Source organism: Abyssibacter profundi (assembly GCF_003151135.1).
Classification (GTDB): domain Bacteria; phylum Pseudomonadota; class Gammaproteobacteria; order Nevskiales; family OUC007; genus Abyssibacter; species Abyssibacter profundi.
This window is the reverse complement of sequence record NZ_QEQK01000005.1, coordinates 156,183-177,458: the sequence shown is the minus strand read 5'-3', so window position 1 is coordinate 177,458 and position 21,276 is coordinate 156,183. Positions and strand designations below refer to the sequence as shown.

Here is a 21,276-nt window from a genome sequence, read left to right as displayed (position 1 = left end):
GGCAGCGCTGCTGCGCAGATCCCGCGGGGAACCGCCTAGTATAGGCGATTTGGCCTGCCAGCAGGTGAAATGACGCCAGACGACCCCTAGGACGAGACCGGCGGTGCCTGACCGACACCGCGCCGAGTCTCAATCCGGCGGCGTCTGCCCCGCCGTGATCGCCGCGTAGTGAAAGCGCAGGTGGTCTTCGATAAAGCTGGCGATGAAGTAGTAGCTGTGATCGTAGCCACCGTGCATGCGAATCATTGCCGGATACCCCGACGATTCGCAGGCGGCCTCCAGCCGATCGGTCTTGAGCTGCTCTTCCAGAAACTGGTCGGCCGTGCCCTGATCCACCAACAGCGGCAGATGATGTTCGGTTTGCTGGACCAGCGCGACGGTGTCGTAGGCCGCCCAGGCCGCCGGGTCCTCACCCAGATACCGCCCCAGCGCCTTGCGCCCCCAGGGCACGCCCGCCGGATTGACGATCGGCGAGAACGCCGAGGTGGAGATGTAGCGATCCGGATTGCGCAGGGCGATCATCAACGCGCCATGCCCACCCATGGAGTGCCCGGCAATTGCACGCCGGCCGTCTAGCGGCAAGGTCGACTCCACCAGCGCCGGCAATTCCTCGACCACGTAGTCATACATGCGGTAATGCGTGGACCACGGCGCCTGGGTGGCGTTGAGATAAAAGCCCGCCCCCAGCCCGAAGTCGTAAGCACCTTCGGGATCATCGGGCACGCCCTCGCCCCGCGGGCTGGTGTCGGGCATGACCAGCGCCATACCCAGCTGAGCAGCCACACGCTGCGCCCCGGCCTTGGTCGAAAAGTTTTCGTCGGTGCAGGTCAGCCCCGATAGCCAGTACAGCACCGGCACCTTGCGCTCGGCGACCTGCGGCGGCAGGTACACCGAGAACGTCATGCGGCATTGGGTGGTCGCCGCGTCATGCTGGTATCGGCGCTGCTCGCCGCCGAAGACCAGCTTGGTCTCTATGCGGTCCATCGTCGCCATCAGTAGTGAATCACCGTGCGGATCGACTTGCCCTCATGCATCAAGTCGAAGGCGGTGTTGATCTCATCCAGCGGCATGGTGTGAGTAATGAAGGTGTCCAGCTCGAATTCGCCATCCAGATACCGCTGCACATAACCCGGCAGCTCGGTGGCGCCCTTGACGCCGCCAAAGGCCGTGCCCCGCCACACGCGCCCGGTCACCAGCTGGAAGGGTCGTGTGGAGATTTCTTCACCTGCGCCGGCCACGCCGATGATGACCGACTCGCCCCAGCCCTTATGGCAGCACTCCAGCGCCGAGCGCATCACATCCACGTTGCCAATGCACTCGAAGGAGTAATCGACCCCGCCATCGGTCATATCGACGATGACCTCCTGAATCGGCTTGTCGAAGTCCTTGGGATTCACCACATCGGTGGCCCCCAGCTGCTGCGCGATGGGGAACTTCGACGTGTTGATATCGATGGCAATGATTCGCCCGGCCTTGGCCATGGTGGCGCCGATGATGGCCGACAAACCGATGCCGCCCAGCCCAAAGATGGCCACCGTGTCACCGGGCTGCACCTTGGCCGTGTTCATCACCGCCCCCATGCCGGTGGTGACGCCGCAGCCAAGCAGGCAAACCTTTTCCAGCGGCGCATCCTTGCTGATCTTGGCCAGCGCAATCTCCGGCAATACCGTGTGCTCGGAGAATGTCGACGTGCCCATGTAGTGGTAGATCGGCTGGCCGTCGATGGAAAACCGCGACGTGCCGTCGGGCATGAGCCCCTTGCCCTGCGTGGCGCGAATCGCCTGGCACAGATTGGTCTTGCCCGAGGTGCAGAACTTGCACTCACCGCATTCCGGTGTGTACAGCGGAATCACGTGGTCGCCCACGGCCACGCGAGTAACGCCCTCGCCCACGGCCTCGACCACACCGCCGCCCTCGTGACCCAGAATCGACGGGAAGATCCCCTCAGGATCGGCGCCGGACAGGGTGAAGGCATCGGTGTGACAAACCCCCGTCGCCACCAACCGGACCAGCACCTCGCCGGCCTGCGGGGGCTGCAGATCGACGGTCTCGATGCTGAGCGGCTTGCCCGCTTCCCAGGCCACGGCCGCTCGGGTCTTGATCACATCCATGGGGCTTCTTCCTTATGTTCGTCTGATGGCGTCCGAGTCTAGCGAGTTCACAAGCACTCCACAGCCGCAACGGACAACCCCCCACCGCTCTTGCTACATTGCGCCGCAATCACAACAGCACTTGGCGCAAGACCATGACGGGGAAATCAACATCTGGGGATCGCATCGGCACGCCGTTCACGCCGCATGCGACACGCCTGCTGCTGCTGGGCAGCGGAGAGCTGGGCAAAGAAGTCGCCATCGAGGCGCAGCGACTCGGACTGGAAGTCATCGCGGTCGACGGCTACGCCAACGCGCCGGCCATGCAGGTGGCCGACCGCGCCCGCGTCATCAACATGCTCGACCCGGTCATGCTGCGCGCGGTCATCGAAGCCGAGAAACCGGATTACATCGTCCCGGAAATCGAGGCCATCGCCACCGGTGAGTTGATCAAGCTCGAGAAGGAAGGCTGGAATGTCGTGCCCACGGCGCGCGCCGCCAACCTCACGATGGACCGCGAAGGCATCCGCTGCCTGGCCGCCGAAGCCTTGCAGCTGCCCACCTCACCGTACCGCTTCGCCAACACGCTGGCCGAGGTGCGCGATGCCGTCGCGATCTTGGGCACACCCTGCGTGATCAAGCCGGTGATGAGCAGCTCCGGCAAGGGCCAGAGCGTCATCCGCAGCGAAGCCGACATCGAAGCCGCGTGGACGTATTCCCAGGATGGTGGCCGGAGTGGTGCCGGCCGCGTCATCGTCGAAGGCTTTGTCGATTTCGACTACGAGATCACCCTGCTAACCGTGCGCCATGCCGGCGGCACCAGCTTCTGTGCCCCGATTGGCCACCGTCAGGAAGACGGCGACTACCGCGAATCCTGGCAGCCGCAGAAAATGACCGTCATGGCCCAGTCACGTGCCGAGGCCATCGCTGAATCCATCACCAATGCCCTGGAAGGCTACGGCGTATTCGGCGTAGAGCTGTTCGTCAAAGGCGACCAGGTCTGGTTCTCGGAAGTCTCGCCCCGACCGCATGACACCGGGATGGTCACCATGGTCTCGCAGGATCTCAGCCAGTTCGCGCTGCATGTGCGTGCCATCCTCGGACAGCCTATCCCCGCCATACAGCAGCTCGGGCCCGCAGCCTCGGCCGCCGTGCTCGTCGAAGGCGAACTTGGCGCCCCGGTGTTCGAAGGCGCAGGCGATGCACTCGCCACACCCGGCACCCAACTGCGCTTATTCGGCAAGCCCGGCGTCAACGGCCGTCGCCGTATGGGCGTCGCCTTAGCCCTGGGCACCTCGATCGACCGGCTGGATGAGGTCAAGGCCCGTGCGATGAAAGTGCGCGACGCGGTGCAGGCGAAGCCGGCAGGCCAGTAGTACGCGCTGGTCAGCGTGCTTCAAGCTCGAAATTGGGGTCTGTCGCCTATTAATTGGAAAAGACAGTGATCATGGCGAAACGGGTCTAGATGCCGGTAACAAATCAGAGCGAGAAGCTCAGTTGCAGCTGCAGCGTGTGGCACGACTCGATGCGGATTTCCATGAAGGCCAGGGCCGTAAGAGCCCATCAACAGGCCGAATATACGACCGCAACCGCACCTCTATCGCCTCGATCTAGACGTCTTCGACTGCCCGGTTGCGGGAGGAGTCCATATACGATTTGTTAGGCGTCTTTTCTACCATGTTTACAATCACTTAGGCTCCACCAAGCCGAAGGCCATGATAACGGTATGTGCTGATTCGAATTCTCGGGCGCGACCCACGATCTCCTCGCGCGGCCTTGCGACGTCTTTTCCTTCGAGCACCTGCGTTAGATTTTTCATTAGGTGGGTTAGGACAATGCCCCGGACTGCAAATTGAACCCAGTCACCTAGATTGTGGGGGTGCATTGCCGTCTCAGCAACGACAGCTTCATCATTTGATACAGGCATCCAGGCGATGGCCCTTAGAACCCCTTCAGTGTCTCGGGCCGTAATCCAATTTGGAATATGCCATGGGATTTTCTGAGCTTGAGAGAGACGCCCAAACTCTGCCCATGCGCCTCGCTCCAGATCAAGGCCGAGGTAACCTGATTTCGTTCGAACCGAAACGAATGCAGGATCAAAAACCGAATCCTCCGGGGGGATACGGCCCGACTCAACATCTTCATCCCACGACCGTTTCACGAAAAACACAGTGGCGAACCAGCGCAATAAGTCCCAATCGGAGAATTTGTCACTCAAGTAACGGCGATTGATCCGCAAAATTGGAACATTGAATCGTTCCCACAGCGCGTTCTTGAGTCGATCTCGGCGTTTTGCGTCTGGCTCTGAGTGTGAGCTTCCATCGAACTCGACTACGAATAGAGGATGTGCCTTCGAATCGGCAACAACAAAATCAAAATGTGCCTGAAGGGCGTAGCGATACTGCTCATTGTCTATGCCGCTTTTCTCAATCGGCAGCACATCAGCAACTCGAACCTTCGGGTATACCGTGGCATCGAAATCGTCGCAGATTTCTCGGAGCCGTTGGTCTGTAACTGATTCCGGTAGATTTAGCAGCTGCTTCAACATTGCACTATCGCCCATTGACGCCTAACGCCGTGCATGAGGGGCGTTATTGGAGTGGAGCGCGAAGCGCGTAGCGGAAAAAACGTCCCTCTCCATGCACTTGTTATGCGCCATGTGTAGCTGCAACAGCGACTATTGCTACTCGCCGGTGCCGACAAATCCCACAAAGCGCGAAACTAGACCACCTTCCGTTTCCGAATAATACTGCCCCAGTTGCACTTGCTCCGTTCCATCAGGGCCTTTCCCGCCAAAAGCAACTGTGCTTCTTGTGATGCCACCGATGGTGTCGCTTTTGACGACTTTGGCTGACCAGCCCGGAGCGTTTGCACTGAACATGCCGTCATAGTCGCTTAATGCCTCGATGCCCGTAATGGTCTCCGGCGTGCGAGGGTCGTCATACTTGATGCCTTCTGATACAGCGGCAGTAATTTTCTCTTTTCGAGCATTGGCATCTTCGATTTGCCATGCTTCAAAGAAGGTTGAGACTGAATCTGACATATATTTCTCCTAGCTTTTGAGACGGCTCTGGATTGCTGGGTTGGCGCATAACGCCGTGGTTCAGGCACGAAATTTTCGCGCAGCAAAATTTTGTCGCCTGGAACCACTTGTTAGGCATTCAGTGTCACCAATCCTCGAGCCACGAACCGAGCTGATGTCCGCGTTCCGTAACGCTTAGCGCCTGGTATGCAGCAAGGTTTTCCTCCTTGCGGAGACTCCGGCGATGAAATGCCCAGCATAGAAGAAAGTAGCAGACCCAGATGGCTATAAATACGATGAGGACTACGACGAGCTTCCCCATGAGAGACAACGTATTGTTGAAATACACCATTGGACCACCGATCACGAGCAGTAACCAAGATATATGTAGAGTAGACGTTCTTGCAGCGACAACGAGCACTGCCATCGGGTAGAGATTGAACTTGTCAGTTCCGTTCATGGGTGCCTAACGCCGCAGCTCAGCCGCGAAGTCGCGCGCAGCGCGAATTTGTCGGCTGGAACTGCTTGTTAGAACTACAACGCTCATGAGGGTGATCTCTGCACCTTACGGATGATCCACCAGCCGAACTTGACGATGCCGCCGAGGATAATGCCTTGGAAGATGAGGATGACCGGTATCAATGCGGCCGTGCCTATTGCCTTCGCCCAGCCAATGTCGGCCTGTTGAGCCATAGATGGCATGGCAAAGAGCAGCCACAGCGGCAGAAAGAACGCGCCAGCGCCCACTACGTAACCGAAGAGGACACTCTTAAATAGGGACGGGTGTGCCACTGATTCTTCCTTAGGGTTCTAACGCTTATTGGATGGACAGAGGCCACCTAATCCACCAACGCGGGCCTGCTGGACGTCGGACCTTCCCTCGTTAAAACAATCACTTATTGAGTTGATAGCCACGAGTCTCTGCCCGGAATCAACGCAAATATTGGGCTTAGGCCGCCTAATCTGGCGAACCTCACCGAGAGCGCCCGAATGCCGGTCTACTGTTGCTTGACTCATGGCCTGCATCTTGTGCAAAGGTTTCCAGACAACCGATTTTCCGAACGTAACGGCATCGACTTGCATGGTGGCTCCGTCATCATCACGAGGACGATAACACGTGGTGTAGATCGGTTCGTTCTGCCGCGAATGTTAGAAACTCACTTCAATGCTCATCGCCGGTCAGTTGTGATATTTCAGGAACCGCCTCTCTGAGAACATGGCATGAGCGGGCATCTTTTCGTCCGTGTCGCGGGCATTCAGTGTGGCGTCTGCTTTGCCTGCACCTCGGTGACCGAGGGCCGGTCGTCGCCGCCGCCTTTGCGGCGCCAGTCGTGGAAACGCTCGACCCAACGCAGCACGGTTTCGGGTTTGTGGGTGTTTTTCCACTGGCCGGCGGCGTATTTGTTGGCTTCTGACAGGGTCGGGTAAACGTGGATGGTGCCCATGATTTTGTTGAGCCCCAGGCCGTGGCGCATGGCCAGGGTGTATTCAGCTAGCAGTTCTGCGGCGTGTTCGCCGACGATGGTGACACCCAGAATTTTGTCTTTGCCGGGCACGGTGAGCACTTTGACAAAACCATGGGCCTCGGAGTCGGCGATGGCCCGGTCGAGGTCGTCGATACCGTAGGTGGTCACCTCAAACTCGATTCCGGCCTCACGTGCCGAGGTTTCGTTGTGGCCAACATGCGCCACTTCGGGGTCGGTGAAGGTGGCCCAGGGCACCACTGAGTAATCCACCCGGAACCGCTTGAACTGACCGAACAAGGCGTTGACCGCCGCATACCAGGCCATATGCGAGGCCGTATGTGTGAACTGGTAGGGACCAGCCACGTCGCCCGCCACGTAGATGTTGGGGTACTTGGTCTGCAGGAATTCGTCGGCGAGGATGGTGCGGTCTGCCTCGATGCCGAGGGTCTCCAACCCGTAGCCGGAAAGTCGCGCCTTGCGGCCCAGCGCCAGCAGGATGCGATCGAAGGCGATGCGCTCTTCGCTGCCGTCCGGCGTTTGCACCCGCAGGTAGGCTTGGCCGTCCTCGACGTCCACGCCCTTGCCGGTGTGGCCGGTGCGGACGTCGATGCCTTCGGCTTTGAATCGTGCGGTGACGGCGTCGGACACATCCGGGTCTTCCTTGCCCATGATGCGGTCGGCCATCTCAACCTGGGTGACCTTGGAGCCCAATCTCGCAAAGGCCTGCGACAGCTCCGAACCAATGGGCCCACCACCCAGCACGACCAGCCGCTGCGGCAGCTCACGCAGGGTCCACACGGTGTCGGAGGTCAGGTAGTCCACTTGATCCAGACCGGGGATGGGCGGCACCAGCGGCTCGGCCCCGGCCGCGATGATGATAGAGCGGGTGGTTAGCGTGCGGCCGTTGACCTCCACCGACCAGGGTGAGGTGATGTTCGCGGCGCCTTCGATCACTTCCACCCCCATGGACTCATAGCGCTCGGGTGAGTCATGCGGCTCGATGTCGGTGATGACCTGCTGCACGCGCTCCATGATTTCGGCGAAGTCGACCTCGGCCTCGGCCTTGCGGATGCCGAATTCCTGCGAGCGGGCCATGTGCGACAGCAGCTTGGCCGAGCGCAGCACGGCCTTGGAGGGCACACAGCCGTAGTTCAGACAATCGCCACCCATTTTGTGCTTCTCGATGAGCGTGACCTTGGCTCGTGTGACCGCGCCAATGTAGGCACTGACCAGGCCCGCTGCGCCCCCACCGATCACGACAAGATTGCGGTCGTAGCGCCCCGGCCGCTCCCAGCCCTTGTAAACGCGCCGGGCCTTGATCCAGTCCATGACTTTTTTGGCGATGAGCGGGAAGACACCCAGCAGCACAAAAGAGCCGATGAGTCCCGGAGAGGCGATATCCCCCAGGCTGGAGATCTGGGACAGCTGCGTACCGGCGTTCACGTAGACCACCGTGCCGGCCAGCATCCCCGCCCAACTCACTACGGCAAAGGTCACCGTCTTGATCGGCGTGAGCCCCATGGCCAGGTTGATGACGAAAAACGGAAATGCCGGCACCAGGCGCAGGCCGAACAGGTAGAAGGCCCCATCTTTCTCGACGCCGCGGTTAATGGCCTCCAGCCGCTTGCCGTACTTGGACTGCACGGTGTCGCGTAGCAGGAAGCGCGCGATCAGAAAGGCCAGCGTGGCGCCGGTGGTCGATGCAATCGAGGCCAGCACCGTGCCCAGGCCCAGGCCGAAGATGGCACCCGCCGTCAACGTGAGAATGGCTGCGCCCGGCAACGACAACGCGGTCACGGCGATATAAACCGCCAGAAAACCCAGCGCCGTCACCCAGGGGTTGGCTTGGTAGAGCGCATCGATTTGCGCCTGCTGCGCCTTAATCGATTCCAGCGAGAAGAACCGCCCCAGGTCGAGAGCGAAGAACGCCACGACGGCGGCAATCACCACCAGCAGCAGGATGAGACGGGCGCGCGACATGCGAGGCTCCAGCAAGACGTTGAGACAAGACTAGACCGGCATCATGTCAGAGCCTTCACAGGGTTTCGCGTTTTGGCCTGCACCAGCAGGTGCAAACCCGCCCCCGACTAGCCGTCGGTATCGACGTTGTCGGCCGGGGCCGTGCGTTGCCCGCCCTGCGTCCAGTCTTCACGCTGCTGCCGCGCCCGCTCGGCCAGTTCCAGTGCAATCGGCTTGCTGGCCTCGCCAAAGTACAAGGTGCGATGCGGGAACGGGATCTCCACGCCAGCCTCGTCGAAGGCGCGCTTAAGCCGCTTGAGATACTCGCGACCCACGTCCCATTGCCGAATGGGCAGCGTGCGAATCCGCGCCTTGATGATCACTGCGGAGTCGCCCAGCTTGTCCACGCCGAACACCTCGATATCACCCAGCATGTGTCGGCCCAGCACCGGGTCTTCGCGCAGCTCGGCACCCACCCGCCGCATGATGTCGATGACATGATCGGGGTCTTCCTTATAGGCCACGCCGATGTCCATCAGGTAGGCCGACCAGTCGCGGGTCAGGTTTGAGAGCGTGTTAACCGTGCCGTTGGGGAACACGTGCACGGCTCCACCCAGGTCACGCAGGGTGATGGTGCGAAAATTCATGCGCTCGACCAGCCCGCCCGTGCCGTTGACGATGGCCACATCGCCCACGCGCACCTGGTTCTCCATGATGAAGAAAAAGCCAGAAATCACGTCGCGGACGAGGTTTTGCGCCCCGAAACCCACCGCCAGCCCCACCACGCCGGCGCTGGCCAGAATGGGCGCGACATCCACGCCGATCTCCTTGAGCACCACCAGCAAAATGGTGAGCCATAGCACCACGCGGATGCCCTGCCTCACCAGCCGGATCAGGGTTTCGACGCGTTTGGTCGCCTCACCCGGGGTTTCGCCGCTGTTCTTGCTCTGGGCGATAAGCCGGGTTTCCAGCTTGCCCAGCACCAGGCGCAAGGCCGACATCAGGGCAAAGCCCAGCAGCAGTATCAGCAGCACCCGCACTGAGGTGCCGATGATCACATCCCAGCTAATGGCCTCAATCAGGTCTTGAATCACATCCATGTGCAGTCCGATGGTCTGAGTTGTTCAGGGTTCCCGGGCGACGGGATCATCCTGATCCACCCGCCCGTTCGTGCAGCCGCCTTAGGAGGCCGCGGGCAACCCGACGTTGTTCTGCTCGAACACCCGGTCCGCGCGGTAACTGGAGCGCACCAGCGGGCCGGAGACGACCTCCATAAAGCCCTTGGCCAGCCCGGCCTCGCGGTAGCGGGCGAATTCGTCGGGGGTGACGAAGCGCTCGATGGCCAGGTGATTGGGTGTGGGCTGCAGGTACTGACCAAAGGTGACGATGTCCACATCGATGGCCCGCAGGTCATCCATGGTTTCGAGAAGCTCGTCCTCGGTCTCACCCAGACCCACCATCAGGCTGGTCTTGGTGATCACGTCTGGGCGGTGACGCTTGGCGTGGGCCAGCACATCCAGCGTGCGTTCATAGCTCGCGCGGGCGTCACGTACCGGGTGCGTCAGCCGGCGCACGGTTTCCACGTTCTGGGCAAACACATGCAGGCCGGAATCCACCACGGTCTCGACGGCGGCGTGGCTGCCGGAAAAGTCCGGGGTCAGGGCCTCGACGTTGACCTCAGGATTGACCCGCAGAATCTCGCGGATGCAGGCCGCATAGTGGGCGGCGCCGCCATCGGCCAGATCATCGCGATCCACCGAAGTCAGCACGATGTAACGCAGATTCATCAGTCGGACGGATTCGGCCGAATTCTTGGGCTCGTCGGCATCCAGCCAGCCGCGCGGGTTACCGGTGTTGACCGAGCAGAAGCGACAGGCCCGGGTGCAGACTTCGCCCATCAACATGATCGTGGCGGTGCCGTGGCTCCAGCACTCCCCGATATTCGGGCATTTGGATTCTTCGCAGACCGTGGCCAGCCGATGCTCATCCACGTTCTGCTTGACTGCGTTATAGCCCGCGCCCGATGGCAGCTTGGCCTTAATCCACGAGGGCTTGCGCATCCGCGGCGGTCGCTCGACCTCGCTGGCGCGCTGCTTGATGCCATCCTTGATGGCCGTGAAACCCTGCTCGGTGCGGTACTTGCTGCCGCTGGTGACGACAGGAATGCCTTTGAAATCGCTCATGGGCGCAAGTGTACGCCTCCGGCCCGGGCGCTTGCAGGGCTGCGCACCCGGGCCGGCACTGGCCTATTCGCCCTTGAACTCGGGCTTGCGCTTTTCGATGAAGGCCGTGATGCCTTCCGAAAAATCGGCCGTGATCGACGAATCGGCAAAACAGGTCTGTTCGCTGGCCAACTGGGTGGGCAGATCCGACTCGAAGCTCTGGTTGATCAGCCCCTTGGTCTTGGCGATAGCTGCGGTCGGCCCCCGGGCGATACGCGCCAGCAGGGCATCGCGCTGGGCCTCGTACTCGTCGTCGGCGTAGACGAAATTCACGAGATTCCAGTCGCGCGCTGTCTCGGCATCGAAGCGATCACCCAGCATGGCGATTTCCTTGGCCTTGCGGACGCCGACAATGCGCGGCAGGTGGAACGTGCTGCCCCCGTCCGGGCTGGTGCCGATATTGATATAGGCCAGCGTGAAAAAGGCGCTCTGCTTGGCCACGGCCATGTCCGCAACCATCATGAACGACACGCCCGCACCGGCGCAGGCGCCCTCGACACAGGCGATCAACGGCTTCGGAAAATTGCGGAGCTTGTCCATGAACACATGGAAGGCGCCGATGGTCTCTGCAAAACCCTCACGGCGCTCGGCCGGTGGCTTGGCAAACGTGGTGGCAAACGACTTGAGGTTGCCGCCGGCCATGAAGTTGCCTTCGGCACCCTGTAAGGCCACGACACGGATGGCCGGGTCGTTGGCCAGATCATCCAGCGCGGCGGTGCCAATCTCGACCATGGCATCGGACAACGCATTCCGGCTCTTGGGGGTATTAAAGGTCAGCCAGGCAATGGCGCCTTTTTTCTCGACCAGCAGGTCATCGCTCATGCACGTCTCCATCGAAATAGGAATCAGAACTGGGCGCCATTCTGGTGGGCGGCCTGGGCGAACGCAAAGTCCGGGCGACCGCGCAACATGACCCCTGCGGGGTGCTGCGGATCGGCGACCCGGTCGAATGCCATGTCGTAGGCTCGATCCAGCCAGGGGCTGTTCAGCACAGCCTCCGGCGCCCCGGACTGACGCAGCCGGCCACCATCCATCAAATGCAGGCGGTCGGCGTACTGGCTGGCCAGATTGAGATCGTGCAGCACGCAGATCACCACATGTCCGGCACGTGCCTGCGCCTGGGCAAGCGCCAGACAGGCATGCTGCCATCGCGGATCAAAATAGGCGGTGGGCTCGTCGAGCAAGAGCAGCCCCGGCGCCGGCTGCCCGTGCAATTGCACCAGCACCCGAGCCAGTTGCACCCGCGCCTGCTGGCCACCGGACAGCGCATCGTAACGACGCGCCAAGAGGGGCTGCAGTTCGGTTTGCTCGGCCGCGGCACGCACTGCGGTCGCACGCGTCTGGCGCGCTTCGCCGGCATAGGGCAGGCGTCCCAGCGCGAGCACATCCGACACCCGATACGGCAGCGAGGCCGGCAACTGCTGCGGCAGCACGGCGCGCAGGCGAGCCAGGTGTCGAGGCGCCAGGTGCGACAGATCCTGCCCCAGCCAGGCCACGCGGCCTTCGGTGGACGACAAATCGCCGGCCAGCGCCGCCAGCAGACTGCTTTTGCCGCTGCCGTTGGGGCCGATCAATCCATGCAACCGGCCGGGGGCGAATTGCACATCAATCCCCTGCAGGCGGTTGTGCCCGGCATCACGACGATGCAGATGATGGGTGCTGAGCATCAGACCGGTGCCTGCGCATGGTCGCGGCGACGCCAGACCAGCAATGCGATGAACACGGGCGCCCCCACCAGTGAGGTGACGACCCCAATGGGCAGCTCGGCCGGCGCCACCAGCAGCCGGGCGGTGGTATCGGCTGCTGCGGTTAATCCGGCGCCCAGCAGCAGGCTGGCCAGAATGACATGCCGGTGATGCGCGCCCAGCAGCAGCCGGACCAGATGCGGCACCACCAGCCCCACGAATGCGATCACCCCTGTGTGAGACACCACAACACCCACGGCGAGCACCGTGACGGCCAGCAGCCTCCCCCTCACGCGGTCGGCGCTCACACCCAGGTGGCCCGCCACGCGATCCCCCAGGGCCAAGGCATCCAACGCGCGATGTTCACGCCACATCATGACGCAGCAGCCCAGCACCACCGGCACCATCCATTGCAGGGCCGCGCCATCTGTTCGGGCCAGGCTGCCGAACATCCAGAATGTCAGCGTGCGTAGCTGCTGATCATCTGCGGCGTAAATCATCAGCCCCAGCAGCGCAGCGGTTAGCGCATTAATCGCCACGCCGCCCAGTAACAGCGTGGCTGCGGACATCCGCCCATCGACCCGCGCAAGTTGAAACACGGCCACCGCCGCCAGTAGCCCGCCGACAAAGGCTGTGGGCGGCAGCAACCAGCCGGCCAGACCCATGACAATGGCCAGTGCCGCCCCCAGCGCCGCACCGCTGGAAATTCCGATCAGCGCAGGTTCCACCAACGGGTTGCGGGTCAACCCCTGCAAGACCGCACCGCCGCCGGCCAGCGCAGCGCCGGTGACCAATGCCGTGAGGGTCCGGGGCAGGCGAATGGCTTCGATGGTCGCAAGCTCGTAGGCAGGCGCAGTCGTCGAGCCCAGGCCGATCAGGCTGGCGGTGATATCCAGCGTGTGCGCCAGTGGAATCGACAACGGCCCCAGCGCCAGACTGCTAAGGACCGTGCAGACCAGCAGGCCGGCCAGCGCCAGCAGGATCAGGCCGCGGTGGCGTTCACGGGTGAACGTGGCCATCAGGGCTGCGTGCGGGTGATTGCGGCGGCCAGGGATTGCACCGCCTCGCCCAGACGCGGGCCCATCCCCAGCAACAGGAGGCTCTCCATCACGATGAACCGCGATCCGTCGAGACCGACCAGCGCCGGGCGCGACCGAAGTCCCTCCAGCCCGCCCAGCGCCGCCAGCGCGTGGTCGGGCACGATGACGATGGTCGGCGTCATCGTCAGCAGCCCCTCATCGCCGACCGGCCGATACCCCGGCAGCGCGGCGGCGGCATTGGGCAAACCCACAAGCCCAAGCATGGCATCGGCTGCGGTGGTCTGGCCGGCAACCAGCAGCTGACCACCCTGCCCGCCCATCACCACCAGCCCGCGTTCTGCGGGAAACGCGGTGGCGCCCAGGCGATCGAGCTGCTGCTGTAGCCGGCTGCGAAGTTGCGCGCCGGCATCCGGGCGCCCCAAGACCTCTGCCAGCTGATCGATCATCTGCAGGGCTTGATCCGGGCTACGCGGATCAGCGACGCGGATGACCTCGATACCCGCGGCAGCCAGCTGCGTGAAGACGGTCTCCGGGCCCGCATGCGCCGCAGCCAGCACTACATCAGGACGCATGGCCAGGATCCCTTCGGCGGCCAGGGTGCGGGCGTATCCCACCTTGGGGCGCTGCTGGGCCGCGTCCGGATAGGTGCTGCTGGTGTCGACAGCCACGACCTGCGATCCGGCGCCCAATGCGAAAACGGTTTCGGTCACGGCACCGCCAATCGTCACCAGCCGGGTCCCGGCGGCTGAGGCGGGCGGTGCATGGCCCAAGGCAGTGATGCACAACACCACCGCCAGCAGGGCCAGCATCCATCGATCGGGGGGCAGGCGCAGCCGTCTGCGGCGGAGCAACAGAAGCGAGGATGGATTCATGGACTTCGATTTGTAAATGCGAATAGTTCGCATTAAGTTACGCGTCCAGTAGCGGCCCGGCAAGTCGGACCGCCACCTGCGGCAGAGGCCTGCCGCCGTGAACCGTCATCGCAAAAGGAATTCATCGTCATGTCTGATGCTGCGCTCGCCGCCCGCACCCTGCTCGCCCGCTCAACCCACGGCGTGCTCGCCACGCATAGCGTGGCTCAGCCCGGCTATCCGCTGGGCTCGGTGACGCCATTCGTGCTGGACGCTAACGGCTGTCCGCTCATCCTGATTTCTTCGATTGCGCAGCACACGCGCAACGTACAGGCCGACGTGCGGTGTTCGCTCACGGTGACCGAACCGGCGAGCGATGACGTTCAGGCCGCCGGACGTCTGTGCCTGCTGGCGGACGCCGAGCCGCTGCCAGCGGAAGACGCCGCCATCGGCGAGCGCTACTTCGCGTTTTTTCCCGACGCGAGGAGCTACCACAAGGCCCATGATTTCGCGTTTTGGCGCCTGCGCCCGGTCCGGCTGCGCTACATCGGTGGCTTCGGAAAGATTCACTGGTTCGATCCGGCCACAGTGATCCGACCCAATCCGCTGAGCTGGGCAGATGAGTCACGCGCGGTGCAGCACATGAACGCCGATCACCAGGCGGCCTTGCGCAGTTACTGCCGCCACGCCGGCCTGCCGGAATCCGATGCCGACCCGGTCATGGCCGGCGCCGACGGCGAGGCGCTTTATCTTCGCCTGGGCCACCGGATCCACCGCCTGCCATTCAACACGCCCGTCACCAACCTCGATGAGCTGCGCCAAGCCACCATCGCCATGTGCCAGGCGACGTACTGGTCTCCCCAGGCCGAGGCCTGCGCATGACCCGCCACCCTGCAGCCACGTGGTCGCTGGGGCTGCTGGGCTGTCTGCCCGCCGCTTGGGCGGCCCCACCCACGCCTGACACGGTCCAGACGCTGGAGCCGGTGGTCATCACCGGCACGCGCACGGAGCACCGGGTCAGCGACAGTCCGGTGGATGTGCAGCTCATCACCGACACCGATATCCGTCGCAGCGGCGCCCGCGATGTCGCAGAGCTGCTGGAACGCGAGGGGGGTGTCTATGTCAGCCGGCAGGCCGGTCGCGGCACCCGCATCGAAATGCAGGGGCTGGCCTCCGAGCACGTGCTGATCCTGATCAATGGCCAGCGCGTCATCGGCCGGATTAACGGTGCCATCGACCTGACCCGCCTGCGCGTTGCGCAGATCCAGCGCATCGAGATCGTCAAAGGCCCCAGCTCGGCGCTTTACGGCTCGGATGCGCTGGGCGGTGTGATCAACATCATCACGCGGGAGCCCGAGACGGGCGGCGTCGCGTCAGTGCGTGTCGATGACCGTCACCAGGGCGACCTCTTCGCCTTTGGAGGATGGCGCGGCGAGCAGCTTGGCACGACGATCACCGCCGGCTATAGCCGATTGCGTACCTATGATTTGGACGCCGACTCCGCCGGAGAAGACGGCGTGGATGGTGTGAGTCGTTACGCCTCCGGCACGCTGGACTGGCAGGCCACCGAGCGCGCTTCGCTAGGCCTCTATGGCGCCTACTCCCTGGATGACACCCAACGCCTGGACGGCGGAACCGGAGGCAGCCGCTACGACACCATTAAGCGCATCGAGGAGGCCCGGCTGCAGCTGACGCCACGGCTGCGTCTGGGTGGGCACACCGACCTGCGCGTCGACCTGGGGTACCAGCGCTACTTCGACCAGTATCTGCAGATTCAGCAGAACGGCGACGATCACACCGACGAGCAAACCCTGGACCAGATCGGTCAACTCGGCCTCCAGATCGATCACCTGTCTGGCCGGCACCTGATCACGGTGGGCCTGGAGCATCAAATCGAAACGCTGGAAGCCGACCGTCTGGAGGGCGACGGTGAGCGCGACCGCCAGGCCCTGTTTCTGCAGGATGATCTGGCCTTGTTCGATGGCGTGCTCACGCTGGTCCCCGGACTGCGCTACGACCGGGATTCGTTGTTTGGCGATCAATGGTCGCCCAAGTTGGCGGCCCGGATGGATGTCACCCAGCACTGGCTGCTACGCCTGGGCTACGGCCATGGTTACCGGGCCCCGGACTTTAAGCAGCTGTTGCTGCGCTTCGAGAACACGGCCGTGGGTTATCGGGTCGACGGCAATCCCGACCTGCTGCCCGAGCGTAGCCGTGGCCTGAACATCGGCAGCACCTGGCTGCCCAGCCCCAGCACCAGCCTGGCGCTAACGGCCTATCATAACCGCGTGGACGACCTGATCGAATTGGTGCTGGTGGAGCCCGGCCCTCCGACGATTTACAGCTACCGCAATGTGGCCCGCGCAAGGCTGACGGGTGCCGATGTGCAGGCCCAGTGGCGCCCGTGGCCCAGCCTGCAGGTCCGCGCCGGCTATGGCTATTTGCACAGCGAAGACCGCGATACTGGCGAATCGCTAAGCGGCCGGCCACGCCACCGGGCCAATCTGGCGCTCTACCTGGACCGGCATCGCTATGCGCTGGGCCTGCGTGGCGCGTGGACCAGCACCCGGCGCTTCCAAGTGGACGTGGATTCCGGCGGCCCGCCCACCGCAGCCGGGACAGCCGCGGCCTATACGCTGCTGGACGCCCGCGTGGAGTGGCGTACTTGGGCTCCACTGCACCTGGCCACTGGCATCAAGAATTTGTTCGACGAAGGCGACTCCCGCTTTCTGCCCATCCCACCCCGCACCGTCTACCTCGAACTGAGGAGGGATTTCTAATGCCCCAACCCCATACCACCCATGACCGCAGCCAGCGGGCCTTCCCGCCCCCCGCCATCGCCCTGGCGGCGCTGCTGACGATCAGTCTGATCACGGGCTGTGCCGATGATCTGCAGGCGCCCACCGACAACGCCCAGACGCCCGAGCTGCCCGCGGTCGAACTTCCCGGACCGGGCGGAGATGCCGTGAGTTTCGTCGCCAATGGCGCGTTCTACAGCGCCGCCGTCGACGCCACGGGTGACGACTGGGTCTACCTCGACCTGGACACTCAAACCCAGGTCGACCCGGAGGACCCGGAAGCCAGCGCTGCCTGGGACATCGCGCTACAGGGGTCGGACATTCGGCTCAATGGCGGGACCTCTGGCGCTCCGCCCAGCGGCAAAGAAGTTGTGGTGTATCCGGACAAGACAGACGCCGGAACCGTCTACCCCTGGGAATCGGTGGTCGGCGCCCCGCCGCCCACAGCCGTGGACTATGTGACTGACGACAGCGACCCAATCACCGGTGGCTTTGTCTCGGACTACGTCATGACCACGCAACCCGAAGCCGATAGCCAGGCCAACCCGGCCACGGGAGAGGGGGACTACGGCTGGTTCCATTACAGCGGGTTTGTCGCCGGTTCGGTCGTCACCGCCAGGACCAACGTGGCCTACGTGGTGCGCAGCGTCGAATGTCGCTACTTCAAGCTGCGGATGACCGGCTACACCAACGCCGATGGCGAGCGCGGCCACCCACAGTTCGACCTGTTGGAAATTCCCGGCACCGCCTGCAACGACGATGCCGACGGCGTGGTCCCGCTGGGTGCCGCCAGCTTCTCGCCCACTGCAGATGGACAGCGCGGTGACGTGGACGCCACGGCAGAGGACGCTTGGGTGTACATCGACCTGGGTAACGCGCTGCAGGTGGAGCCGGTCAACCCCGGTGACGACGCCACCTGGGACCTGGCGTTTAAGCGCACGGACATCCAGCTCAACGGCGGCGCTTCGGGCACGGCGACCGCAGCCCTGCACGACATGGCCGGGGCAGATTGGTCGACGGTGGTGACCGTCCCGGCCGATGCCGAGTGGCATGAGGACACCGACGACGCCCTGGCCTTTGTCACCTACCCACCAGCCGAGAACACCGGCACCGCGGCCTGCGGCAACATCAATGGCGACTTCGGCTGGTACTACTACTCCGGGTTCTGTGACGATGGCGACGGCGTGCATCACATCTCACCGCGCGACGTGGTGTATGTGGTGCGAGACCGGCAAGGCCTGTTCTTCAAGTTCCGCATGCTCAGCTATTACGACGACGCGGGGTCATCGGCACACCCCAGCTTTGAGTTCGCGCCGCTGAACTAAGCTGCGCATCCGGAACACGCGGTCGACAGCCTGCCCGTGGGAGCACGGGCGGGCTTGTCAGACAGACTCAGGCTGTTAGCGTCGTAGGGCCACTGAACGCACGGAGCCCCCATGCCGACTGCACTGGTTGCCATTGCCGATGGCAGTGAAGATATTGAGACCGTATCGATCATCGACGTGCTACGCCGCGCCGAGATCGATGTCACCGTGGCCAGCGTGATGCCAGGTCGCCCGCAGGTCACGGCGGCACGCGGCACTCGCATCGAGGCCGATATGCTCATCGACGCATGCAGGGACCAGCTCTTCGATGCCATTGCCCTGCCCGGCGGCATGCCCGGCGCCGAAACACTCGGCAACTGCGACATGCTGATGGACATGGCCCGCGAACAACTGGACGCCGGCCGTGTGCTGGGCGCCATCTGCGCGGCCCCTGCGGTGGCGCTGGAACCCAGCGGCCTGCTGGCCCGCAAGCGCGTGACTTGCTACCCGGCCTTTGCCGAGCGCATCAGTTCAGGCACCTGGCTGGACGAGCCGGTCGTGCGCGACGGTCAACTGATTACCAGCCAGGGACCCGGCACGGCCATCGCTTTCGGGCTGGCCCTGGTCGGTGCGTTGGTCAGCGCTGAATCGGCCGAACAAATCGGTCAGCAAATGCTTGCGGCCTGAGCGCAATCAGCCGCCGCGCGCGCCCGACAAGGCCGGCGGAGGTTCGATCAGCGTACGCGGCACCCAGCCGGTGTCGCCCTCAGGCGTGCGGATTTCACACCAGTACTGACCGGCCTCCCGGCGCGACATGCAGTAGGACACATCGATACCCGTGCCACCAGACAGGCGCGTCAGCACATCGCCGCCAGGGCTACGGCGAACGATGACACTGTCCAGGGCATCGACGATCCGATCACCCTGAGCCGGCGCGCTGTCGCCGGAGGAGACCGTCGACTCCAGTGCCTGCAAGCGCAGCTCCAGCACGGCCAGACGGTCCAGCACGTCCTCCTGGTTCGCGAGGGTGCTGAACGTGTCGGTCTCATCGGAATTGACCACCGTGAACCAGCCAAACCCCGCCATGGCGACGTTAATCGCAAGCAGAATGGCCAGCCCCGTCACCAGCAAACGGCGCATGCGCGCCTCGTCGGGTTCGCCCGCAGGCCCGCGGGCCATTGATGCCAGGCCAAGAACCGCCGCGATAACGACAGCGGCCAGCAGAATCAGAATGACTGGATGCATGGCGCGATGACGCCTCCCCAAAAGTTGAAGCAGCAGCCTACCCGAAGCCTGCCCGCGACTCATGCCGTGATGCACCAACTGCCGGAATGGGCAACAATCCGCGCCCCGAATCCCTGGCCCAACTCACCATGATTGCCCGGCTGCGCCACCTTGTAACCAGTGAAGCCTTCAGCCGCTTCATCATCGCGGTCATCATCGTCAATGCCGTGACCCTTGGCATGCAAACCAGCACCACGCTGAACACGCGCTGGGGCGACTGGCTTGGCCGACTGGACCAAATTGCGCTGGCGATTTTCACGGTCGAGATCGCGTTGCGACTGCTGGTGATTCCGCAGGCATCGCTGCGTGACCCCTGGTTCTGGTTCGACTTCAGCGTGGTGGCGATTTGCTACCTGCCGGCCTCGGGGCCGCTGTCGGTGCTACGCACCTTGCGCCTGTTCCGCGTGCTGCGGTTAATCAGTGTGGTGCCCAGCCTGCGGCAGACGGTTCAGAGCCTGTTGGGTGCATTGCCTGGCATGGGGTCGGTCGTGCTGCTGCTGGGGCTGATCTTCTACGTGGGGGCCGTGATTGCCACCGAAGTGTTCGGCCAGGATTTCCCGGCCTACTTCGGCACGCTGGGCCGGTCGCTGTACAGCCTGTTCCAGATCATGACGCTGGAGTCCTGGAGCAACGGCATCGTCCGGCCCATTCTGGCCGAGTATCCGATGGCCTGGACCTTCTTCGTTCCGTTTATCGTGATCACCAGCTTTGCGGTGCTGAACATGTTCATCGGGGTCATCGTGTCGTCCATCGAGGCCGACAGCGAAGACCACCGCCGCGAGCACATGGCGGCCTTGGAAGCCCGGTTCATGGCGCGTATCGATGCGCTGGAGGCCCGATTAATGGCCGCTGGTGAACACGCCGAAGAGCGCAACGACAAGCCGGCACTGCCCTCCGATTAGCCGGACCGGCTAGCCGACAGCGTCTGTCTGCCAGGTGATGCGCGAGGCTTCGCTGACACTGTCGAAGCCGGCGGCGAACTCGCGCGCCAGATCGGTCTGCAACGCGCGTTGGGCGTCGGTGGTTTCCGGTGATGCGGAGGCACGACGGGCAGGATCCAGTTCAGCCACCGGTCCGACGATGGCCTCGAGTCCGATGCGGTCGCCGCTTTGCAAGCAGGCCAGCGCCGCCATGCCGTTGTCCGAGATCGTGAACTCGAACATGCCCTCGCCCACATGACGCAAGCAGCGTCGCTTGACCAGCACGCCGGCAGCCGCCGCAAAGTCGCCCTGACGCAGCGTTGTCTTGGCGGCCAAATGCGCCCAGTCGTGCGTCAGATCAATGCGATCGGCACGGCCGAGATCGCGCGCGGCGAGCTCATGCAGCAGTTCCAGCGTGGCGCATTGACGAAAATGTTCCGCCAATTCTTCATTCGCAGCTCGTCGCCGGTTGCCAGCAACAAGCCGGCCCCCGCGCCCGAACCAGGACAACAAATCCATGATCTTTCCTCCCGTGGCAGCGGCCGCTGCCAGACGCATAGTGTGCGAGTCGGCCGCTGCCCAGACAAGGCCAAGGTGAATGCTCGCCGCGCGCGCAGGCTTGTCCCATAATGCGC

Annotated in this window: 20 protein-coding genes; 6 read left to right on the top strand and 14 right to left on the bottom strand. The window is 63.3% G+C overall.

What is annotated here, in order from left to right; translation table 11 throughout:
* Window positions 1–129: 129 nt before the first annotated feature.
* Complete coding sequence (gene fghA, locus DEH80_RS06570; RefSeq protein ID WP_109719885.1) at window positions 130–984, bottom strand: S-formylglutathione hydrolase; 855 nt, start codon at window positions 982–984, stop codon at window positions 130–132.
* 8 nt (window positions 985–992) lie between these two features.
* Window positions 993–2,102 carry an S-(hydroxymethyl)glutathione dehydrogenase/class III alcohol dehydrogenase gene (locus DEH80_RS06565; RefSeq protein ID WP_438938290.1) on the bottom strand — a complete coding sequence of 370 codons (1,110 nt, stop codon included), beginning with the start codon at window positions 2,100–2,102 and terminating at the stop codon, window positions 993–995.
* Between the two features lie 143 nt (window positions 2,103–2,245).
* On the opposite strand from DEH80_RS06565, the gene purT reads away from it, so the two are divergent.
* On the top strand, window positions 2,246–3,466 hold the full coding sequence (gene purT / locus DEH80_RS06560; protein ID WP_109719684.1) for a formate-dependent phosphoribosylglycinamide formyltransferase: 1,221 nt from the start codon (window positions 2,246–2,248) through the stop codon (window positions 3,464–3,466).
* A gap of 311 nt (window positions 3,467–3,777) precedes the next feature.
* Here purT and DEH80_RS06555 read toward each other — a convergent pair whose 3' ends face one another.
* The 10 genes from DEH80_RS06555 to DEH80_RS06505 form a co-directional block, all read right to left on the bottom strand.
* Window positions 3,778–4,638: a DUF2726 domain-containing protein gene (locus DEH80_RS06555; protein WP_165831334.1), complete on the bottom strand. Its 861-nt coding sequence runs from the start codon at window positions 4,636–4,638 to the stop codon at window positions 3,778–3,780.
* 135 nt (window positions 4,639–4,773) lie between these two features.
* Window positions 4,774–5,133: a hypothetical protein gene (locus DEH80_RS06550; RefSeq protein WP_109719682.1), complete on the bottom strand. Its 360-nt coding sequence runs from the start codon at window positions 5,131–5,133 to the stop codon at window positions 4,774–4,776.
* A gap of 522 nt (window positions 5,134–5,655) precedes the next feature.
* Window positions 5,656–5,904, bottom strand: coding sequence for a hypothetical protein (locus DEH80_RS06540; RefSeq protein ID WP_133249141.1), 249 nt, complete (start codon window positions 5,902–5,904; stop codon window positions 5,656–5,658).
* 464 nt (window positions 5,905–6,368) lie between these two features.
* Window positions 6,369–8,558, bottom strand: a complete 2,190-nt coding sequence (locus DEH80_RS06535; protein WP_109719679.1) for a dihydrolipoyl dehydrogenase family protein — start codon at window positions 8,556–8,558, stop codon at window positions 6,369–6,371.
* Between the two features lie 107 nt (window positions 8,559–8,665).
* Window positions 8,666–9,637 carry a mechanosensitive ion channel family protein gene (locus DEH80_RS06530; protein ID WP_109719678.1) on the bottom strand — a complete coding sequence of 324 codons (972 nt, stop codon included), beginning with the start codon at window positions 9,635–9,637 and terminating at the stop codon, window positions 8,666–8,668.
* Between the two features lie 81 nt (window positions 9,638–9,718).
* The gene (gene lipA, locus DEH80_RS06525) at window positions 9,719–10,720 is read right to left on the bottom strand and encodes a lipoyl synthase (RefSeq protein ID WP_109719677.1); all 1,002 of its coding nucleotides are present in this window, start codon (window positions 10,718–10,720) and stop codon (window positions 9,719–9,721) included.
* A gap of 63 nt (window positions 10,721–10,783) precedes the next feature.
* Window positions 10,784–11,581 carry an enoyl-CoA hydratase/isomerase family protein gene (locus tag DEH80_RS06520; protein WP_165831333.1) on the bottom strand — a complete coding sequence of 266 codons (798 nt, stop codon included), beginning with the start codon at window positions 11,579–11,581 and terminating at the stop codon, window positions 10,784–10,786.
* Window positions 11,582–11,604: 23 nt separating this feature from the next.
* Window positions 11,605–12,426 carry an ATP-binding cassette domain-containing protein gene (locus DEH80_RS06515; RefSeq protein ID WP_109719676.1) on the bottom strand — a complete coding sequence of 274 codons (822 nt, stop codon included), beginning with the start codon at window positions 12,424–12,426 and terminating at the stop codon, window positions 11,605–11,607.
* The gene (locus tag DEH80_RS06510) at window positions 12,426–13,463 is read right to left on the bottom strand and encodes a FecCD family ABC transporter permease (protein WP_109719675.1); all 1,038 of its coding nucleotides are present in this window, start codon (window positions 13,461–13,463) and stop codon (window positions 12,426–12,428) included. Before DEH80_RS06510 ends, DEH80_RS06515 begins: the two co-directional genes overlap by 1 nt.
* A complete protein-coding gene (locus tag DEH80_RS06505; RefSeq protein ID WP_165831332.1) occupies window positions 13,463–14,356 on the bottom strand; it encodes a heme/hemin ABC transporter substrate-binding protein in 894 nt (297 codons plus the stop codon). Before DEH80_RS06505 ends, DEH80_RS06510 begins: the two co-directional genes overlap by 1 nt.
* A gap of 129 nt (window positions 14,357–14,485) precedes the next feature.
* On the opposite strand from DEH80_RS06505, the gene DEH80_RS06500 reads away from it, so the two are divergent.
* From DEH80_RS06500 to DEH80_RS06485, 4 genes are all read left to right on the top strand, one after another.
* Window positions 14,486–15,217, top strand: coding sequence for a HugZ family pyridoxamine 5'-phosphate oxidase (locus DEH80_RS06500; RefSeq protein WP_109719673.1), 732 nt, complete (start codon window positions 14,486–14,488; stop codon window positions 15,215–15,217).
* Window positions 15,214–17,115 (top strand): TonB-dependent receptor plug domain-containing protein, encoded by a 1,902-nt coding sequence (locus tag DEH80_RS06495; RefSeq protein ID WP_109719672.1) that lies wholly within the window; start codon window positions 15,214–15,216, stop codon window positions 17,113–17,115. Before DEH80_RS06500 ends, DEH80_RS06495 begins: the two co-directional genes overlap by 4 nt.
* A complete protein-coding gene (locus tag DEH80_RS06490) occupies window positions 17,115–18,458 on the top strand; it encodes an HmuY family protein (protein WP_109719671.1) in 1,344 nt (447 codons plus the stop codon). Before DEH80_RS06495 ends, DEH80_RS06490 begins: the two co-directional genes overlap by 1 nt.
* Window positions 18,459–18,569: 111 nt before the next feature.
* Window positions 18,570–19,124, top strand: coding sequence for a DJ-1 family glyoxalase III (locus tag DEH80_RS06485; RefSeq protein WP_109719670.1), 555 nt, complete (start codon window positions 18,570–18,572; stop codon window positions 19,122–19,124).
* A gap of 6 nt (window positions 19,125–19,130) precedes the next feature.
* On the opposite strand, the gene DEH80_RS06480 is transcribed toward DEH80_RS06485, so the two are convergent.
* Window positions 19,131–19,682: an SH3 domain-containing protein gene (locus tag DEH80_RS06480; protein ID WP_109719669.1), complete on the bottom strand. Its 552-nt coding sequence runs from the start codon at window positions 19,680–19,682 to the stop codon at window positions 19,131–19,133.
* Between the two features lie 86 nt (window positions 19,683–19,768).
* Here DEH80_RS06480 and DEH80_RS06475 point away from each other — a divergent pair, with 86 nt between their 5' ends.
* Window positions 19,769–20,623, top strand: a complete 855-nt coding sequence (locus DEH80_RS06475; protein WP_207774509.1) for an ion transporter — start codon at window positions 19,769–19,771, stop codon at window positions 20,621–20,623.
* Window positions 20,624–20,632: 9 nt separating this feature from the next.
* Here the strand turns inward: DEH80_RS06475 and DEH80_RS06470 are convergent, their stop codons facing one another.
* Window positions 20,633–21,160 (bottom strand): hypothetical protein, encoded by a 528-nt coding sequence (locus tag DEH80_RS06470; RefSeq protein ID WP_133249140.1) that lies wholly within the window; start codon window positions 21,158–21,160, stop codon window positions 20,633–20,635.
* Window positions 21,161–21,276: the final 116 nt, after the last annotated feature.

Coding starts and splice junctions, on each gene's coding strand:
- DEH80_RS06550 (WP_109719682.1), bottom strand. CDS start 5,133: ATGTCAGATTCAGTCTCAACCTTCTTTGAAGCATGGCAAATCGAAGAT.
- fghA (WP_109719885.1), bottom strand. CDS start 984: ATGGACCGCATAGAGACCAAGCTGGTCTTCGGCGGCGAGCAGCGCCGA.
- DEH80_RS06530 (WP_109719678.1), bottom strand. CDS start 9,637: ATGGATGTGATTCAAGACCTGATTGAGGCCATTAGCTGGGATGTGATC.
- DEH80_RS06490 (WP_109719671.1), top strand. CDS start 17,115: ATGCCCCAACCCCATACCACCCATGACCGCAGCCAGCGGGCCTTCCCG.
- DEH80_RS06470 (WP_133249140.1), bottom strand. CDS start 21,160: ATGGATTTGTTGTCCTGGTTCGGGCGCGGGGGCCGGCTTGTTGCTGGC.
- DEH80_RS06510 (WP_109719675.1), bottom strand. CDS start 13,463: ATGGCCACGTTCACCCGTGAACGCCACCGCGGCCTGATCCTGCTGGCG.
- DEH80_RS06480 (WP_109719669.1), bottom strand. CDS start 19,682: ATGCATCCAGTCATTCTGATTCTGCTGGCCGCTGTCGTTATCGCGGCG.
- DEH80_RS06500 (WP_109719673.1), top strand. CDS start 14,486: ATGTCTGATGCTGCGCTCGCCGCCCGCACCCTGCTCGCCCGCTCAACC.
- purT (WP_109719684.1), top strand. CDS start 2,246: ATGACGGGGAAATCAACATCTGGGGATCGCATCGGCACGCCGTTCACG.
- DEH80_RS06485 (WP_109719670.1), top strand. CDS start 18,570: ATGCCGACTGCACTGGTTGCCATTGCCGATGGCAGTGAAGATATTGAG.
- lipA (WP_109719677.1), bottom strand. CDS start 10,720: ATGAGCGATTTCAAAGGCATTCCTGTCGTCACCAGCGGCAGCAAGTAC.
- DEH80_RS06475 (WP_207774509.1), top strand. CDS start 19,769: ATGGGCAACAATCCGCGCCCCGAATCCCTGGCCCAACTCACCATGATT.
- DEH80_RS06505 (WP_165831332.1), bottom strand. CDS start 14,356: ATGAATCCATCCTCGCTTCTGTTGCTCCGCCGCAGACGGCTGCGCCTG.
- DEH80_RS06520 (WP_165831333.1), bottom strand. CDS start 11,581: ATGAGCGATGACCTGCTGGTCGAGAAAAAAGGCGCCATTGCCTGGCTG.
- DEH80_RS06535 (WP_109719679.1), bottom strand. CDS start 8,558: ATGTCGCGCGCCCGTCTCATCCTGCTGCTGGTGGTGATTGCCGCCGTC.
- DEH80_RS06495 (WP_109719672.1), top strand. CDS start 15,214: ATGACCCGCCACCCTGCAGCCACGTGGTCGCTGGGGCTGCTGGGCTGT.
- DEH80_RS06515 (WP_109719676.1), bottom strand. CDS start 12,426: ATGCTCAGCACCCATCATCTGCATCGTCGTGATGCCGGGCACAACCGC.
- DEH80_RS06555 (WP_165831334.1), bottom strand. CDS start 4,638: ATGTTGAAGCAGCTGCTAAATCTACCGGAATCAGTTACAGACCAACGG.